Annotated in this window: 25 protein-coding genes and 1 riboswitch; of the genes, 19 read left to right on the forward strand and 6 right to left on the reverse strand. The window is 39.3% G+C overall.

Annotation, left to right across the window (positions count from 1 at the left end):
• Positions 1-66 precede the first annotated feature (66 nt).
• Positions 67-181: riboswitch (FMN riboswitch) on the reverse strand.
• A 156-nt stretch (positions 182-337) separates the two neighbouring features.
• The 3 genes from ruvA to HT693_RS01950 are packed head-to-tail and all read left to right on the forward strand — an operon-like array spanning position 338 to position 2,178.
• Positions 338-931 (forward strand): Holliday junction branch migration protein RuvA, encoded by a 594-nt coding sequence (gene ruvA, locus HT693_RS01940; RefSeq protein ID WP_000271489.1) that lies wholly within the window; start codon positions 338-340, stop codon positions 929-931.
• A gap of 9 nt (positions 932-940) precedes the next feature.
• On the forward strand, positions 941-1,504 hold the full coding sequence (locus HT693_RS01945) for a DNA-3-methyladenine glycosylase I (protein ID WP_138704594.1): 564 nt from the start codon (positions 941-943) through the stop codon (positions 1,502-1,504).
• On the forward strand, positions 1,501-2,178 hold the full coding sequence (locus tag HT693_RS01950; RefSeq protein ID WP_138704595.1) for a type II CAAX endopeptidase family protein: 678 nt from the start codon (positions 1,501-1,503) through the stop codon (positions 2,176-2,178). Before HT693_RS01945 ends, HT693_RS01950 begins: the two co-directional genes overlap by 4 nt.
• A gap of 154 nt (positions 2,179-2,332) precedes the next feature.
• On the opposite strand, the gene HT693_RS01955 is transcribed toward HT693_RS01950, so the two are convergent.
• The 6 genes from HT693_RS01955 to HT693_RS01980 all read right to left on the reverse strand — a co-directional run bounded on the left by HT693_RS01955 (position 2,333) and on the right by HT693_RS01980 (position 8,712).
• A complete protein-coding gene (locus HT693_RS01955) occupies positions 2,333-3,364 on the reverse strand; it encodes a S66 peptidase family protein (protein ID WP_044727680.1) in 1,032 nt (343 codons plus the stop codon).
• Positions 3,365-3,677: 313 nt separating this feature from the next.
• Positions 3,678-4,361, reverse strand: coding sequence for a DUF1129 domain-containing protein (locus HT693_RS01960; RefSeq protein ID WP_000078022.1), 684 nt, complete (start codon positions 4,359-4,361; stop codon positions 3,678-3,680).
• A gap of 11 nt (positions 4,362-4,372) precedes the next feature.
• Positions 4,373-5,317 carry a magnesium transporter CorA family protein gene (locus HT693_RS01965; protein ID WP_172924726.1) on the reverse strand — a complete coding sequence of 315 codons (945 nt, stop codon included), beginning with the start codon at positions 5,315-5,317 and terminating at the stop codon, positions 4,373-4,375.
• 160 nt (positions 5,318-5,477) lie between these two features.
• Complete coding sequence (locus HT693_RS01970; protein WP_138704596.1) at positions 5,478-6,644, reverse strand: site-specific integrase; 1,167 nt, start codon at positions 6,642-6,644, stop codon at positions 5,478-5,480.
• Positions 6,645-6,829: 185 nt separating this feature from the next.
• On the reverse strand, positions 6,830-7,834 hold the full coding sequence (locus HT693_RS01975; RefSeq protein ID WP_138704597.1) for a virulence RhuM family protein: 1,005 nt from the start codon (positions 7,832-7,834) through the stop codon (positions 6,830-6,832).
• A 140-nt stretch (positions 7,835-7,974) separates the two neighbouring features.
• Positions 7,975-8,712 (reverse strand): helix-turn-helix transcriptional regulator, encoded by a 738-nt coding sequence (locus HT693_RS01980; RefSeq protein WP_049531948.1) that lies wholly within the window; start codon positions 8,710-8,712, stop codon positions 7,975-7,977.
• Between the two features lie 154 nt (positions 8,713-8,866).
• On the opposite strand from HT693_RS01980, the gene HT693_RS01985 reads away from it, so the two are divergent.
• The 16 genes from HT693_RS01985 (at position 8,867) to HT693_RS02060 (ending at position 16,652) form a co-directional block, all read left to right on the forward strand.
• Positions 8,867-9,064, forward strand: coding sequence for a helix-turn-helix transcriptional regulator (locus HT693_RS01985; RefSeq protein WP_084889433.1), 198 nt, complete (start codon positions 8,867-8,869; stop codon positions 9,062-9,064).
• 10 nt (positions 9,065-9,074) lie between these two features.
• The gene (locus HT693_RS01990) at positions 9,075-9,704 is read left to right on the forward strand and encodes a Rha family transcriptional regulator (RefSeq protein ID WP_138704598.1); all 630 of its coding nucleotides are present in this window, start codon (positions 9,075-9,077) and stop codon (positions 9,702-9,704) included.
• 332 nt (positions 9,705-10,036) lie between these two features.
• Positions 10,037-10,312, forward strand: a complete 276-nt coding sequence (locus HT693_RS01995; RefSeq protein WP_050222793.1) for a hypothetical protein — start codon at positions 10,037-10,039, stop codon at positions 10,310-10,312.
• Positions 10,299-10,814 carry a hypothetical protein gene (locus HT693_RS02000; RefSeq protein ID WP_138704599.1) on the forward strand — a complete coding sequence of 172 codons (516 nt, stop codon included), beginning with the start codon at positions 10,299-10,301 and terminating at the stop codon, positions 10,812-10,814. The genes HT693_RS01995 and HT693_RS02000 overlap by 14 nt, the downstream gene beginning before the upstream one ends.
• Positions 10,811-11,026 (forward strand): hypothetical protein, encoded by a 216-nt coding sequence (locus HT693_RS02005; protein WP_138704624.1) that lies wholly within the window; start codon positions 10,811-10,813, stop codon positions 11,024-11,026. The genes HT693_RS02000 and HT693_RS02005 overlap by 4 nt, the downstream gene beginning before the upstream one ends.
• Entirely contained in the window at positions 11,023-11,316 is a 294-nt protein-coding gene (locus tag HT693_RS02010; protein ID WP_138704600.1) for a hypothetical protein, read from the forward strand. The genes HT693_RS02005 and HT693_RS02010 overlap by 4 nt, the downstream gene beginning before the upstream one ends.
• Entirely contained in the window at positions 11,297-11,638 is a 342-nt protein-coding gene (locus HT693_RS02015) for a DNA-binding phage protein (RefSeq protein ID WP_049543979.1), read from the forward strand. The genes HT693_RS02010 and HT693_RS02015 overlap by 20 nt, the downstream gene beginning before the upstream one ends.
• Positions 11,631-11,912, forward strand: coding sequence for a hypothetical protein (locus HT693_RS02020; protein WP_050222797.1), 282 nt, complete (start codon positions 11,631-11,633; stop codon positions 11,910-11,912). Before HT693_RS02015 ends, HT693_RS02020 begins: the two co-directional genes overlap by 8 nt.
• A complete protein-coding gene (locus tag HT693_RS02025; RefSeq protein WP_138704601.1) occupies positions 11,899-12,741 on the forward strand; it encodes a DnaD domain protein in 843 nt (280 codons plus the stop codon). The genes HT693_RS02020 and HT693_RS02025 overlap by 14 nt, the downstream gene beginning before the upstream one ends.
• 11 nt (positions 12,742-12,752) lie before the next feature.
• Positions 12,753-13,610: a DnaA/Hda family protein gene (locus HT693_RS02030; protein ID WP_050222799.1), complete on the forward strand. Its 858-nt coding sequence runs from the start codon at positions 12,753-12,755 to the stop codon at positions 13,608-13,610.
• Positions 13,591-13,761: a hypothetical protein gene (locus tag HT693_RS02035; protein WP_078929750.1), complete on the forward strand. Its 171-nt coding sequence runs from the start codon at positions 13,591-13,593 to the stop codon at positions 13,759-13,761. Before HT693_RS02030 ends, HT693_RS02035 begins: the two co-directional genes overlap by 20 nt.
• Before the next feature lie 82 nt (positions 13,762-13,843).
• Positions 13,844-14,374 carry a hypothetical protein gene (locus HT693_RS02040; RefSeq protein ID WP_050222800.1) on the forward strand — a complete coding sequence of 177 codons (531 nt, stop codon included), beginning with the start codon at positions 13,844-13,846 and terminating at the stop codon, positions 14,372-14,374.
• 70 nt (positions 14,375-14,444) lie between these two features.
• Positions 14,445-14,948, forward strand: coding sequence for a hypothetical protein (locus HT693_RS02045; RefSeq protein ID WP_050222801.1), 504 nt, complete (start codon positions 14,445-14,447; stop codon positions 14,946-14,948).
• A gap of 54 nt (positions 14,949-15,002) precedes the next feature.
• On the forward strand, positions 15,003-15,317 hold the full coding sequence (locus HT693_RS02050) for a hypothetical protein (protein WP_045605141.1): 315 nt from the start codon (positions 15,003-15,005) through the stop codon (positions 15,315-15,317).
• A 375-nt stretch (positions 15,318-15,692) separates the two neighbouring features.
• Positions 15,693-16,103, forward strand: a complete 411-nt coding sequence (locus HT693_RS02055) for a DUF1492 domain-containing protein (RefSeq protein WP_050222802.1) — start codon at positions 15,693-15,695, stop codon at positions 16,101-16,103.
• Between the two features lie 156 nt (positions 16,104-16,259).
• The gene (locus tag HT693_RS02060; protein ID WP_138704602.1) at positions 16,260-16,652 is read left to right on the forward strand and encodes a transcriptional regulator; all 393 of its coding nucleotides are present in this window, start codon (positions 16,260-16,262) and stop codon (positions 16,650-16,652) included.
• Positions 16,653-16,663 lie beyond the last annotated feature (11 nt).

Raw genomic sequence — 16,663 nt, forward strand, 5'->3', positions numbered from 1 at the left:
CGATTAACAAAAATACTCTGAAATGACAAGTAATCATTTCAGAGCACGCAAAAAGCACAAATATACTTTTATCTTCTTTCATCCAGACTATACTGTCGGCTTTGGAATTTCACCAAATCATGCCTTTCGGCTCGTGGGCTATACCACCGGTAGGGAATTGCACCCTGCCCTGAAGATAGTTATTCAATTACAGATGATTATAGTACTTAATTTTGAATATGTCAACAGATAAATACCGATTGTTTTTGATATACTGTATTTGTGATAATCGATTCTCGCTCCTCGGATAAAGAAAATATGATATACTAGATAAACGAAATAAGAGAGAAGGAATACTATGTACGCATATTTAAAAGGAATCATTACCAAAATTACTGCCAAATACATTGTTCTTGAAACCAATGGTATTGGTTATATCCTGCATGTGGCCAATCCTTATGCCTATTCAGGTCAGGTTAATCAGGAGGCTCAGATTTATGTGCATCAGGTTGTGCGTGAGGACGCCCATTTGCTTTATGGATTTCGCTCAGAGGATGAGAAAAAGCTCTTTCTTAGTCTGATTTCGGTCTCTGGGATTGGTCCTGTATCAGCTCTTGCTATTATCGCTGCTGATGACAATGCTGGCTTGGTTCAAGCCATTGAAACCAAGAACATCACCTACTTGACCAAGTTCCCTAAAATTGGCAAGAAAACAGCCCAGCAGATGGTGCTGGACTTGGAAGGCAAGGTAGTAGTTGCAGGAGATGGCCTTCCTGCCAAGGTCGCAGTGCAAGCAAGTGCTGAAAACCAAGAATTGGAAGAAGCTATGGAAGCCATGTTGGCTCTGGGCTACAAGGCAACAGAGCTCAAGAAAATCAAGAAATTCTTTGAAGGAACGACAGATACAGCTGAGAACTATATCAAGTCGGCCCTTAAAATGTTGGTCAAATAGGAGCAGAGAATGACAAAACGTTGTTCGTGGGTCAAGATGACCAACCCACTCTACATCGCCTATCATGATGAGGAGTGGGGCCAGCCCCTCCATGATGACCAAGCGTTGTTTGAGTTGTTGTGTATGGAAACCTATCAGGCAGGCCTGTCTTGGGAAACGGTACTCAACAAACGCCAAGCTTTCCGAGAAGTCTTTCATAGCTATCAAATTCACTCAGTCGCAGAGATGACTGACACTGAATTGGAAGCCATGCTGGAGAATCCAGCTATCATTCGAAATAGAGCCAAGCTTTTTGCTACACGCGCTAACGCCCAAGCCTTTCTACAGTTACAGGCAGAGTACGGCTCTTTTGATGCCTATCTTTGGTCTTTTGTTGAGGGGAAAACTGTCGTTAACGATGTTCCTGATTATCGCCAAGCCCCAGCTAAAACACCCTTATCTGAGAAATTAGCCAAAGATCTCAAAAAACGAGGCTTCAAGTTCACAGGCCCAGTCGCCGTATTGTCTTTTCTACAGGCTGCAGGGCTAGTTGATGATCACGAGAATGATTGTGAGTGGAAAGGTCTTAAATGATGTCTAACAAAAATAAGGGAATTCTGATTTTTGCGATTCTCTATACAGTCCTCTTTGTGTTTGATGGCGTTAAATTGCTGGCTTCTTTAATGCCATCTGTCATTGCAAATTATCTTGTTTATGTAGTTTTAGCTTTATATGGCTCCTTCTTGTTCAAGGATAGATTGATCCAACAATGGAAGGAGATTAGAAAGACTAAAAGAAAATTCTTCTTTGGCGTCTTAACAGGATGGCTCTTTCTCATTCTGATGACTGTTGTCTTTGAATTTGTATCAGAGATGTTGAAGCAGTTTGTGAGACTAGATGGACAAGGTCTAAATCAGTCTAATATTCAAAGTACCTTTCAAGAACAACCACTACTGATAGCTGTTTTTGCTTGTGTCATTGGACCTCTGGTAGAAGAATTATTTTTCCGTCAGGTCTTATTGCATTACTTGCAGGAACGGTTGCCAGGTTTACTAAGCATTATTCTGGTAGGACTTGTTTTTGCTCTGACTCATATGCACAGTTTGGCCCTATCAGAGTGGATTGGTTCAGTTGGTTACTTAGGTGGAGGCCTTGCCTTTTCTATTATTTATGTGAAAGAAAAAGAGAATATCTACTATCCCCTACTTGTTCACATGTTAAGCAACAGCCTCTCCTTAATCATTTTAGCTATCAGTATAGTAAAATGAAATAAGAACAGGACAAATCAATCAGGACAGTCAAATCGATTTCTAACAATGTTTTAGAAGTAGAGGTGTACTATTCTAGTTTCAATACACTGTAACATGTGATGAAAATGCCAGTAATGATACCGAGAAAAAAGCTGAGAAACTTTTCCCAGCTTTATTTGTTATAGTCAAAGCGAATGACTTGTTCCTGTGCATCTACATGAGCATGGACCCCAAAGGGTACAATTGCTCTTGGAGTTGCGTGGCCGACATTCAGATTATAGACAATCGGGATATTGTTGTCAATGATATCCAATAGTGCCTCTTTATAGTCGTCATGGAAAGTTTCATCCATAGGTTTTCCGACCAAGAGTCCATTGATGACCGCGAATATGCCAGTGTCCTTTAAAGTTAGCAACATCTTTTTGAAGTCTTCTGGCTTAGGCTTTTCTTCGCTTGTTTCGAGCAAGAGGATTTTCCCTTCCCAGTCTGACAAGTCAGGGAAAAGTTTGTATTTTTGGCAGAGCTCCGTGCTATCTGCGTATCGAGAGTTGTCAAAGATATCGTAGAGGGATTCGAGGCAACCACCGAGGATTTTCCCCTCGAATTGGGCCCTTCCTTGCAACAAGTCAAAACCTGTATTTGTATGACTGACACGAGGTGTTCCCAGGGCCGTGGGACTAAAATCAGTTCGTTCCTCATACCAAACGTCACTAGGGCGGATTTCTGAAATTCTTCCCGTCTCAATCAATTCTTTAAAGTAGTGAAGGCTATAGGCTAGCATTTCTTTGTCTAATTCACAAATGTCTGCTAAAAAGGATTGACCATAAAAAGTCTTGATTCCTAATTTATGCAACATGAGGTGGTTCATGGTTGTATCCGAGAAGCCAAGAAAAATTTTTTGCTTGATAACCTTTTGGAGTTGGTCATTTTCAAAAAGATAAGGTAGCAAGCGATAGGTATCGTCTCCACCGATGGCACATAGGATCATGTCGATGCTATCATCAGAAAAGGCATGAATCAAATCCTCTGCACGAGCTTCAGGATGGTCCTTGATAAAGTCTAATCCTTTTAACGAATGGGGCAAAAAGATGGGATTGAGTCCCAGATCCTTGAGACGTTGGATACCCAAGTCCACTTCGTGTTTGACAAAATCCTCTCCGATAATGCCACTAGATAAACTAACAATACCAATAGTAGAAACCATATCTCATCCTCCTAGAAATAGATTGAGCCTATTTTATCACAAAATATAAGAGAAAGCTATGTGGGATTTCAGAAGAATACTTTTAATACTCTTCGAAAATCTCTTCAAACCACGTCAGTTTTATCTGCAACCTCAAAGCTGTGCTTTGAGCAACCTGCAGCTAGCTTCCTAGTTTGCTCTTTGATTTTCATTGAGTATGAGCCTATTTTATCACAAAAGATTAGATAGAGCTATGTGGATGTCAGAAGAATACTTTAAAATCAAAAAAGTAAGTGAAAAAGCAACCGCACCTGCAGTTGCTTTTATCGTTTTCTTATTCTTGATAGCGTGTTGGTCCTGCACTTGCACTACGGATATTCAAGCGTTTCTTGAGATAGAAGCGAAGGGCTAGGAGGGCTGCTCCAATAATAGCTAGTGGCAATGGATCCAGTACTGGGTTAAGGCTAGCTGGTAGGAAGCTTGTTGCAAAGAAGACAAGCAACCAAAGGAACATAGAAGCTAGGATAACTAGTACAGATTTCCAGAAAGGTGGACGTTGACTGCGATCCATATCTGGTCCATAGTATTGGTAAACAAAGTAGTACATCAAGTAGAAGGCAAATCCACCAACCAGTCCAACTAATAGAAGAGTAATCAATCCATAGCCGAAAGCTTGATCTGCCGCAAAGAAGGTTGTGAGGGCGCTGACAAGGGCAAAGAGGCTAGTGATGAAAAGAGCTGAGTCCATAATCATCAGTTTTGGATCATCATTTTCTTTTGGATGCTCTTTTTCGTACTGCTCTTTGACAGTGAAGCTATGAGCCCAATGAGTTGGTGCGCCGTATAGGGAACGGGCAGTTGTACCTTTAGATTGCTCCTCAAGGATTTGGGGAATGACTTCCTCAAAAATAGTCTGGATTTCAGCGTCTGTTTTCCCATCTTTGATGAATTGTTGGGTAGCAATGTGGACAAACTCTTGGTTTTTCTTAGTTAATTTTTGTAGATCAATTTGAGACATAGGAACTCCTCTTAGAACCATTTTTTATGGATGAGATAGAGAATGAGCGAGACACTCATAGCAAAGGCGATAAAGACGATTAACCAGAAGGCATTTGGCTCTCCGTTTAGGGGGATTTCATTATCCTTAAAGTTCATACCGTAGGCAGAAAAGACCATGGTTGGGATGGACATGACGATGGTCACAAGGGCCAAGGTTTTCATGATGTTGTTCTGGTTGTTAGAAATGATAGAGGCAAAGGTCTCTGTCATAGAATGCAAGACGTTTCCATAAATATCTGCCATCTCGATGGCCTGTTGGGTTTCAATCAGGGTGTCTTCAAGCAGGTCTTCGTCCTCAAGGTATTTCTTGATATTGCTGGTTGAACTGGTCAATTTCTTAATCACGCGCTCATTTGTTTTGAGGGAGGCCTTGAAATAGACGATAGTTTTTTCCAATTCCATGAGCTCAATCAATTCTTCATTACGAGTTGATTGATGCAGTTGACTTTCGATTTGTTCACTCTTGCGGTCGATTGAACGAAGGGCTGTTAGGTAAAGCTCTGCATTGCGATAAAGAATTTGAAAGATAAAACGTGAACGCATGAAGGTATAGAAATTACGCAAACGACGGTTGATAAAGACATCAAGGACTGGTAATGGTTCCAAACACGTAGTGATAATGGTTTCCTCGGTGATGATAATACCAAGCGGGATGGTGACGTAGTAGGTGCGGTTATTTCTTTCTTCTGTGACCGGCACGTCAACGATAATCAGGGTGTACTCGTCTTCAATCGTAATACGAGACATTTCTTCCGCATCGAGCGGTGCTCGAAGGTCGGCAATATCGATATCGAAGGCGTTAGCGATTTCGAGTGATTCATTTTGAGTCGGATTGACGAGATTGATCCAAGTACCCGGTTCAAGCGTATCGATCTCTTTAAATTCAGTTGTTGTAGAGAGAAAAACTTGTTTCATATCCCTTATCCTTTCTCATTTTTCAGATTTTTTCACACCGTACTATTATACTACAAAATCGGCCTTTTTCAAAATAAATCTAACAAAAATCCTGTTACTATTGGATTTTTACTTTGTCTTGAAATGTTGATTTTTAAATTTGCTCCCCTTTTTGCTCCCCCTATAGTGCTTTTAGTGCAGTTTCGTAGAATGATACTGCTTTTTTTGCGTTCTCTTTTGAGAGGTGGCTATATATATCCATGGTCATTGATAAAGTGGAATGACCTAGGCGGTACTGGAGTTCTTTGTATGGTATTCCAGAGTTAAGCAAGAGACTAGCGTGAGTGTGACGGAATCCGTGAAATCCAATGTTAGGAACATCAGCACGCTTAAAATGTGTTTGCAATCTTCTTTTAAGTCTTGAACTGCTAGGATACTCATGAATGAAATCAGAAAATACCACGCTTTCACGTTGCCCTATCTTCCAGGCCTCTTTAGTTTGGCGCAGTTTGTACTGCTTTAGCATGCTAACAGTCGCTTGATCTATATCTATATCCCGATAACTAGCCTTAGATTTTGGGCTATTAATTTCTAAATCACGATTTAGTGTTTTGGTAACATGTACCACGGCATTATCTAAATCTATATCAGACCAGGAAAGAGCTAAAGCTTCATTGATACGGCAACCAGTAGCCAATAGGAACTTATAGAGCGTTGTCTCATAGTAGTAACGATATCTATCGCTATCTAAATTATCGAGATAACCAAGAAACTTTTTTAGTTCTTGATTTTCAAAGTGCTTTACTTTTTTCCGCTTTGCTTTCTGAGTGTTACGAGGTAAAACCACATCACGCGCAGGATTGGACGGTATAGCCTGCATGGTTACGCCATACTGTAAGATACGTTTGTTTAAAGCGTGTATCTTGTCATAATGTAGAAAAGCCCCTTTTTCCCCTCTATTAGTCTTGTCAGCAAGTTCGTTGATAATTGACTGGATAAGTGGAGTAGTGAGCTTATCGAGCTTGTAAGCCCCAAAAATAGGCAATATATGATTATCAATTAGCTTTCTAACATTGCCTTGAGTGTTTGGCTTAACCGTGTTCTTATAACTTTCTAACCAGAGATTGGCTAATTCTTGATAGTTTTTTATGGTGCTAGCCTTTTGTCTAGTGGATCCTGCTTTTTGAAAAGCTATTTTTTCTTGATTGGCTTTCTGCTTAACTTCCTTTTGTGTCCGACCTGTTACTTTGGTTTTTACTTTCTTTCCTGTTACCTGGTCAACTCCTAGATATACATTAGCACGATAGACTTTACTACCGTCTTTTTTTATAACTTCAGTTATTTTCATGATGATAAACCTTTCTAAAATACATCAGCAGGCAAGCCATTATCAAAAAGGTTTTATATCATGCTAGGGCTTCATAGTTTGCCCTGTATTCGATTTTAAAGAGTCAGACGGTAAATAATACCAGAGTTGGAAACAAGGCGGATATGGGGCTAATATGGGCTTGTTTATAGTAAACAGGCTTGTATTTAAAGTTTTTTATCGTCAGTTAGCTGTTTTAAAGTTTTTTCAAAGTCCGAGTTTATCTTTTGAGTTTTGTTGAATAGTTGGTATTCTGCTTTTGCTTTATCTTTCGCAACCTTGGAAGTGATTTTCCCATGACCTTCTAAAATATCGTATTCTTGGAAAGTCAAAAAGCGGCCAATACTTTGGGCTAGTTGTTGCATTGTCTGAGCTTTTCGCTGTTCTATCTGTCTTTCCAGGTAATCAAAATAGCTAGATATTCCTCTTTCAAGGGAACGGATTTCTGTTTCTGAAAGGTAATTCTTTGCTATTTGAGTATCTGCTTGCAGTATGCGGCCATTAGGGGAGTTTTTCCATGTTGTAAGTCCCATGTTGTCTTTTGTGTGGTCAGCTTTCGTGTAGATAATTTCTGCAGCAGTTTGGCCAGTGATTGCATAATGAAACTTATTCTGTACATCAGCATAGAATTGCTTAGTCAACGTACTTTGTGGGTCATAGTCGATAGAGATTTCAGCAAAAATATCTGTAATCTGTAACCATATACGGCGTTCACTAGCCCGGATAGAGCGCACGCGCTCCAACAGCTCACGGAAATAGTCTTTTTCCAGCAAGTTTTCGCCTTGTTTCAGACGGTTGTCATCCATGGCGAACCCTTTTATCATGTACTCACGAAGTACCGAAGTAGCCCACTGTCTAAATCTCGTAGCTTTTTGGGAATTGACACGGTAACCAACTGAAATGATGGCATCAAGATTGTAGAAATCAACTTGGCGGACAACTTCACGACTACCCTCTATTTGAACTGTTTCCATTTTGGAAATAGTTGCTTTTTCTTCTAATTCGCCCTCTTCAAAGATATTTTTTAGGTGTTTACTAATTGCAGGAACACCGACGTCAAAAAGTCTAGCCATTTCTTTCTGACTAGTCCAGATAGTTTCGCCTTTGATGATGACACTAGCTGTCTCGCTATCGTTATCAGCGGTATAGATTAAGAATTGTAATTCGTTCATGAGATCCTTTCTAAAATATTGTGAGTAGTTGACATTTGTTGACATCAACAAAATGCTCAACAATGGGGTTTTTAGTTGAAGCACGAGCGAACCACGAGAAAGCACGCGCTTCAGGATTGTTGAACATTGTGGCGCGTGGGTTAGTCTTTCTTTTCAATATCAATCATTATTTGAATATCTTCATCATTCACTTTGTAATCCTGAGTACCTTCACCAATCCACCAATTTAATGATTTTAAAAATCCATATTCTTCTTTACTAACTTTTCCATATTGATTTTCGAACCAATCGAAATAATTGGATTGAATTTTTGAAATTATTTCACGCTTAATTATTTTAAATAATTCGCCCTTATCATATGGTGCAATGTATTTTTTTAGAAAGCCTATACTATCATCATCAATATCTATGCTAACAGTAAATGAATTATAATCCAAATCATAAAAGTAAGCTGAAATATACCAGATACTAAAATTATCTCCCATTGGGGTATTCATAAAATTAACTTCTAACCCAAAATCACAACTAACTTCAATATCTATATTATCTGCTTGATGCTGATAAAAATCCAAACTCTCTATTTGAGAACTGTTAGGCTTTTCATCTAATTCAAATGATTTTAGAGAAACTTTTATATCTTTATTATCGTATATACTTTCTACTTCGTAATCATAGGGTAAAAAGTCAAAAAAATCCTTTGGTTCTATTTTTAGCGCCAAACAAATTTTATTTAATGTTATGTAATCTATTTTTGTACTGCTGTTATTAACAATTTTAGACAAGGCTGCTGGAGTTATTCCAGTTTTAACTGATAGCCATGCAGCTGTTTTTTCTTTTGTCTTCAAGATATTTGCTAAATTATTTTTTATCACAACCATCCCTCCTTAGATACATTTTACAATTATCTTCTGAAATACACAATAAAAAATTATCGCAAAGAATAATTTTTTTGTTGACAATTTATTTTTTATTGGTTATTATTATTCTATGCGATAATTATTGCATAGAATAATAACGAGAGGGGTTGACGATATGAACAATAATTTTCGTGTCATATTAGCAAAACAACGTAAAAAAGTTAGTGACGTTCACAAGGCAACAGGCATATCAAAAAGCGCACTCATATCACTATACTATGAACGCACAAAGCGCCCAGATATTGAAACCTTGCAAAAGGTAGCCGAGTATCTAGGCGTTACCATTGACGAACTACTTACCGTTGAAGATTAGGAGGGACACCATGAACATTGTTTACATGGACGGCAAGAAAGAGCCGTATACTACAAGCGAGATCATTGCTGAATGCGCTGAGGTTAAACACGATACAGTACAAAGCTTAATAAGAAATCATCAAGAGGATTTTGAAAGCTACGGAATAATCGGATTTGAAATCCGTAAATTAGATGGGCGAGGGCGACCAATGAAAATCTATCGCTTAAATGAACAACAAGCTACTTTGCTGATCACTTACTTAAAGAACACCGAACCAGTAAGGCGTTTTAAGATGAACCTAGTCAAAGCATTCTTTGAAATGCGTGAGGAACTTTCTAAGTTTCGTATGCAGAGGGCGCTAGAAAAGCCAAAAAGAAAAACACTGCATGACAGTATAGAGACTTGGAGGAATGCACCCAAACATGCACACAGCACCATGAACAACTTGCTACTGAAAGCAGTAACTGACAGGAACGCTAAGCAGTTAAGGGAAGAACGTGGGGGCTATAATGGCATCGATAGCTTGACCAGTGACGAGCTAGAGCAATACCAGGCATTTGAGGATATGGTAATAGCCATGATTGGCTTGAATATGAGTTATCAGGAAATCAAAGCTATGGCATTCAGAAATAAAAAAACACGCCAAAGAAGCGCGTGAGAGCAACAAAAAAGGCTTACCGAGACCAATCAGCAAAGCCTTTCACACTAACACTAAAACGAATTTAACAAAAAGCAGGCAAGCTATTATCAAAGAGGTTTTAGTAAAGATTTATACCTAGATTATAGCATATTTAGGGCAATTTGACCATACGGAGAGCGCCAACTCTTAAAACTGGTACTTTCTCACGCTTTCAATTTGGCTACTCAGAGCGTGAGGATTAACGTTATAAGAAACAACTCAAAAATCCCCACACTCTCCGACGGCAATCTTGAGTGTGAGGATATCCTGGATAGTAAACGACAATTAAAAGGCCAACGGAGGAAAAAACAATGACAAAAGAAGATTTGAGAAATATTTTAGATGAACTAGATAACTTAACTTTAGGACTTAACACCGCTGAAAACGCCTTGGACGCTACTTTTCACTTTTTCAATAAAAATATAAGCACCAAAGAGAAGACTATGCTTTTAACCTTGGAATACGACACACAGAGCGCCATTTTTAATCTCGCTTATGATTGTCTTATAAAAACAAGAGAAAGTCTAAACGAGGCTATCGGGATGTACCAAAGAGAATTGGAGCAAGAGAAAGATGAAAATAGATAATATAACACTGGAGATTGAGGACTTATACGGAACTGGTTTATATCGTCATGCTGAGGAATTGGAACGAATCCGTAAAAGCTATGCCCTAGATGGAAGCGAAACCTATCATGAAATAGATGAAAAATACAAGGGGATTTTAAGAGAGATAGATCTTTTAGTGGTATCAACCAATAGTGAAGCATCCAACTGGAAAAAAGTAACAGAAAGCCATGACGAACTTATCAGAGCGAACATTCATAACTTGCTTTATCGGTTGGATGGTGTTGATTTTAATATATCTATTGGGAAACATTTCCAAAGAGTAGGACGGTTTTTAAATACCAGATACACAGTATTAGAACAAGCCTTATATAAGACCATGAAAACTATAAACCATAAAGCAACTTACATGGCAGTTAGTGAGTATGTGCTGGAGTTGATAAAGCAAGACTTGGCAAGATTGGAAAATGAAGATGATAGCTTACTTTATAGAATGGCTAAGGAATGGAGAGAAGAGCAATGAATGAACTTGATTTAAGCAATACACAAGCGGTTGTCTTTATGGTGGTACTGATTGGCTTACTGGTCTATCTAAACCACCGAGACCGCAAAAAAAGCGCCCAATTTGAGCGAGAAAACCAACAGACGATAGAAACACCTAGCGAGGATTTAAACCGTGATTATGGGCGATATATCCAGCTTGCAGGGGTAAGAGTTTACGGAGGAATGAAATGAGTTACACAGTGAAGATATACCTTGATAGTGAAAAAATACCAGATGAACCTTATTTTACTAAAGATATTTTTCTAGCTACGTGTATGGACAATGCAACAAAGTTAGCTGTAACTATGGGCTTGTTGACAAAACAAACGCTGGATTTAGAGAGTAAGACAGCTATTTTGAAAACCTTGGATACAATCATAGAAACTCAAAAAGATATTTTGCAAGGGGTAGCGAGCGGACAAATAACCTTTTTGAATAAAAGCAAAGGAGAGGAGGAACAGAATGAGTCTATCAGAGAATGACAAACGAGTATTAAGACTAATCAAGGTAGGGGCTGAGAACTCCATAACAGGGGCAGAAATCAGCCTTATAACTAAGCTAACAGAAAGAACAGTACGTGACATCATCAAGCGCCTAGTAGTCAAGCATAACATCCCTATTGTGGGGGTTAGATGTGGTATTTTTAGTGGGTACTTTATCCCAGCGAATAAAGGCGAACTACTAGATGGCGCTAAGGCATTTTACAACCAAGTACAGGAGGAGAGCAAGCGACTAGCAGTGTTGATGAACAGCGACCTAGAAAGCTACAAAGAAACCTTGAAGGAGGTGGGCGGATATGTTTAGCCTAAGCCGAGAAAGTGAGCAAGACTTAGCGCATGGCATTCTGGAGGTAGTGGAAAGATACCTTGAAGCGCGTGACAGACTCAAACCACGACTGACAGGCTTAATATCAGCTCAGGAAGTCATGGACGAGTTAGATATAAAATATTTGACGCTCCAAAAGTGGGAAAAAGCAGGGCTAAGACGATACCAGCCCCCACTAGAAGATACTAGGAAAATCTATTACAAAGTTACGGACATCTGGAAGTTTCTGGGGGTGGAGAATGGCAAAAACTAAAATATATTTTTGGCTAAAAATTGATAAGAAATTTTTTGATAATATTTTTATCAAGAGACTAAAAACGGTACCTGGTGGGTACACTATGACGGTGATTTATATTAGGCTCATGCTAGAGAGCTTAGAAAGTGACTGTATTTTATACTATGAGGGTTACTTTGACAATCTCAAGGAAGAGTTAGCCCTAAAATTAGACGTATCGGAAGATGATATAGATATGACCATGGCATACTTTACTAAGTGTGGTCTAATACAAGTTGATGAAGATAAAAACGCAGAACTACCGCAGGCAAAAGCCTTGGTACAGCAGGAAACCAACCAAGCAGCATACATGCGAGAATATCGGAAACAGCAACGAGAACAAAAGGAAAATCTTACAATGTCATCTGACAATCTTACATTGTTAACTACATGTAAGACAGAGATAGAGATAGAGATAGAGAAAGAGTTAGAGGTAGAAGTAGATAAAGAACAATCACCCACACCCTCTACCCTCAATCAAGACTTTATAAATATCTATAAATCTTTTGAAGCTGAGATAGGTAAAGCATTATCACCGTTACAGATTCAAGACTTGCAGTATATGCTAGAAGATTTTAGCCCCGAGCTTATTCATGAGGCGTTAAAAGAGGCTGTCAGTCAGGGAAAAGCTAACTTTGCATATATCAAGGCAATTCTTAACCGTTGGAAACAGGACAACTTATTGACGGTTGAACTTGTTAGAAATAGCTTTGCAGTGCGTGAAGCTAGGAAACAATCTCCTAAGCAAGCGGAGCCTGTTAACCGTGAGGAATGGCTTAAAACACGAACAGAAGAAAACCCATTCTAGGAGGTGGAGCCATGGAAAATAATTTTGAGCAATATAACAACAGGAAAATTAGCGACAAAGTGTGTGAAATACACAAAGTCAATTATTGGAAAATATCCACACCGATAAGAGGCAGTAAGGAACGAAGTATACAAGAGTTTTGTCCTGAATGCACAAAGGAACTAATAGAGAGACAGGATAGGGAAGGAGTAGATAATAGCTTGAATGCTGAGATCTACCTAAAGACCTATAATGTACTTATGCGAGATAGTACAATCCCTAGAGAGCTTAAAGAGGCTAGCTTTGAGAATTTCATAGCTGAAACAGCCGAGGAAAAGCAACTATTAGCATTTGCTAGGGAGCAGGTAGATAAATACCTGGACGGTGTGACAGGGAATACCCTTTTTACAGGATCTACAGGCATAGGGAAAAGCCATTTGAGCGTAGCTATTGCTAAAGCTATAAACGAGGGCTACAAGGCCAAAGGAGAGCCTAAAAGCGTGTTATTTGTCAATCTAACAGAAATCCTTAGACGAGTTAGAGAGAGCTTTAACTCTCCTACTAGTCTAGAGGGGTACTACTCAAGAATGCTAAAAGAGGTTGATTACCTGGTACTTGATGATTTAGGTATAAAATCGGACAACGCTAGTAGTAAAGGTAAATCATTCTGGGAAGAAGAGTTTATTTTTGATATTCTCAGTAATCGAGACAAGACTATTATTACTACAAATTTGAGTAACTCAGAAATTACTAGTATGTATAGTGACAGAGTGGCCAGCCGTGTTAGAACAGGCCTAGAGGGTAATTTTTTCAAGTCATTTACTATCAAGGATAAGCGATACTCAATTAAAAGATTGAAAGAAAAACAACATGACATTACAACTTTTTAAGTATACTGAACGATATTGGAACAAAGAAGATTTTGAGAAAGAGGTCAACGACTTCATGGCGACTGTTGAAGTGGTGGATATTAAAATCTCTGGTAATACCACCAGTGAACCGTTCGCTTCGGTGGCTGTCGTATTGGTATTGTACAGATAACAAAATGGGGTAGATAGTACCGACCCCCTTGCAATGGTGTAACTACTAGTGACACCCTTAAAACAGAAAGAGGAAAAACAACATGACATTAAAAACATTTTCAGATAAAGCCAAAACATTTACTTTCACTTACGAATTTAAAGACCTAGATACTGCTATGGTAGCAGGTCACGCGCTACTGGGATATATGACTGGGACTTATGAAGTACCATCTATTTCAATAACTCACAAGGATAAAGGGACGCTTGTCGCTGAGTATGTGGAGGATAAGAAACTAAACAAGACCTTCAAGCGTATTTGTGACAGTTTTAAAGACTACTACAACCAACCAGTGGACGATGAAGCATTTGAGGAACGTTACAAACGGGAGCGCGTGCTTCAACTCAAAGAGTCAGAGGACTTTGAAAGTTTACTGAATAAGGTCACAAACTACGAGCTGGAACTATTAGACTATGCTGATCGCTTGCTTTCTGATAAGCCTATTCCTATGGACTCTATGACTGCTTTTGGTACGCTGGAAAAGCTAGGCGATGAAAGTATTAGCCTACTCCAAAAGTTGGACGTAGAGGGCGAATATAAAGGCCTTGCTGGTTATACAGAGCATTTGAAGTAGAACACAGGGGAGCAATCCCCTTTTTGCTATCAAGTCAATAGTTTTGGGTTTTTCCATATAGGGGGAAATAATGAAGCGGTTAGCAATAGAAACAATCACTAAACCAATGAAGCTGAGAGGAATATCTAAGGGTATAGCTGAGTTGGACGGTCAACGTTTAGAGATTGATTTGGATAATTTAATGATTGATTTTGGTGGAGAGTCATTTGAATTAGACAGAATGGCAGGAACTAAGGGAGGTAATCGCTATTTCTTTCTTTGCCCTGATTGTGGTAGACGGTGCAGGTTGCTTTATAAACGGTATTTATATTTTAGTTGCGGTACTTGTCTAGATATCCACAAGAGCACTCTGAACCGCAGTAAAACGGATTGCCAATATTACTGGGAGCTTGCGCTTAGGGAAGCTAGAAAGGTAGAACCAGGGTGGAGTCCTAGACGTGGTGGATATATGTTTGATAGTTTCCCTGAAAGACCAAAGTATATGAAGCGTGACAGGTATCATAAGCACTATAAGAAGTTTTTGAAGTATACTAAAAAAGGGGATAGATTTTGGCTGAATGGTTCGAGATTGTGAGACAATATGAAGTAGTGTGTAATTTACCAAACGAACACCGTATAAGGGGGAAATATGGAGCGCGATAGCCAAGGGAGGTTTTTGCCGGGCAATCAAGTAGCAAAAGGCAACAAGGGCAATAGAAAGCCCAAATATGGCAATAGCAACGCTTTGAAGCATGGACTACGCAGAGGATATACTGGACTGTTACCAAGCCGAGAAGGTGGGGTATCTATATATAAAAATGGTGCATATCTTGGAACACTACCAGACAAGTATTTTAACCATTCTGAAGATGGAGCGCTTTGGGTAGATTATAGCGCGTGTCAGTATCTTGTATTAGTTTGTGGCTTGCCTGAAAGTATGTTTAGCGAACCAGAGGAATGGTAAGGGTGTATATACTTGAACTCCGAGCGAACGCCGAGAAAGTGGCTATATCCCCCTATCATTTATCAAGCAGATAAGAGCAATAAAAACCCTCCTTAACTCCCTGAGAAATGACAAGCAGATAAGCGAAGTTTTTAGCCCTCTTATTTCGGATCTACTCCTTGCAGAATGATAGGCAGATAAGGACGACAATAAGCCTTCTTAATTGCTTGCAGAATGACAAGGAGATAAGAGAGATAAAAACGTCCCTTAATTGCCTATCAAATGGAATGGAGAATAGGCTTGAACTAAGAGCGAACATAGAGAAAACGAAAAAAGCCAAGGCGCTCCGCCTCAGCTATAATCTCAATAATATTATATCACACAGGAGACCAAGGCATGACACCAGAGCAGGTAAAAGAAAAACTAGAGGGCGTTAAGTGGATCAATAAAGAAATAGAAGGCTTATATTTGGAGCTTGCAGCTTTAGAAAGTGGTATTATCAAAAAGCAAGAACTGAGCACTACTAGAGTACAAACAAGCAGGGTAAATACAGCAGAGAATAACCTTATAAGCGTTCTAAAACTAAAAGAGGACACTTTACAGAGAATTGAGCGACTTACTGAAGAGAGAATGGAAATATCTAGGCTGATCGATAAGCTGGCCAATCCGCTTGAGCGTTCTGTTCTCAGGCTGTTCTACTTGAATATTCTTGACGCTTGGCAAGTTGCTGAGGAAATAGGTGTATCTACAGCCTCGGTATATCGAGTAAGGCAAAAAGCCATAGAACACTTAGCAAATGTGGGGTAATAGGTGAGCACAAAAAAACGCCTAGAACAATCTAAGCGCTAAAGAGTAGTGGACGGTGTGCCTGTCCCGTCATCTCATACTATGAAGTTGCGTAGCGACACTATCATCTCTACCTCACTTCTCTTTAGACTAATTATACCACAAAGGAGCGAACTAATGGAGCTGGATAAGTTTAAAACGATGATGAACGTCAGAAAGCGGATGACTTACTTTCTACGATTCCAGAGGATGGCAGGAAGTGAAAACCAAGTTACGATAGATGAAGAGGCTTGGGAACTTATCTTACCTGATCAGTGGAATTTGAGCGGTGAGCATGAAAAAGCAATCCGTGAGGGATTGGAGATATTCGCCCAAGACATCAACAGTATAGAGAACAAACGAGCCAGAAAATACTTTATTATCCATTATTGCTACATGAGGAAGAAAACAATGAGTGAATGCGTAGAGATGGCAGGTACTAGCTCCACTAGCTACCACCGATACAAACAGATGGCCGTCTTAAACTTTGCGAGAATCCACCAGAACGGAGAACTAGAAGTATATAGGTAGGCGTTTGTGGT

This window comes from Streptococcus sp. 2154 (genome assembly GCF_013277255.1).
Classification (GTDB): domain Bacteria; phylum Bacillota; class Bacilli; order Lactobacillales; family Streptococcaceae; genus Streptococcus; species Streptococcus pseudopneumoniae.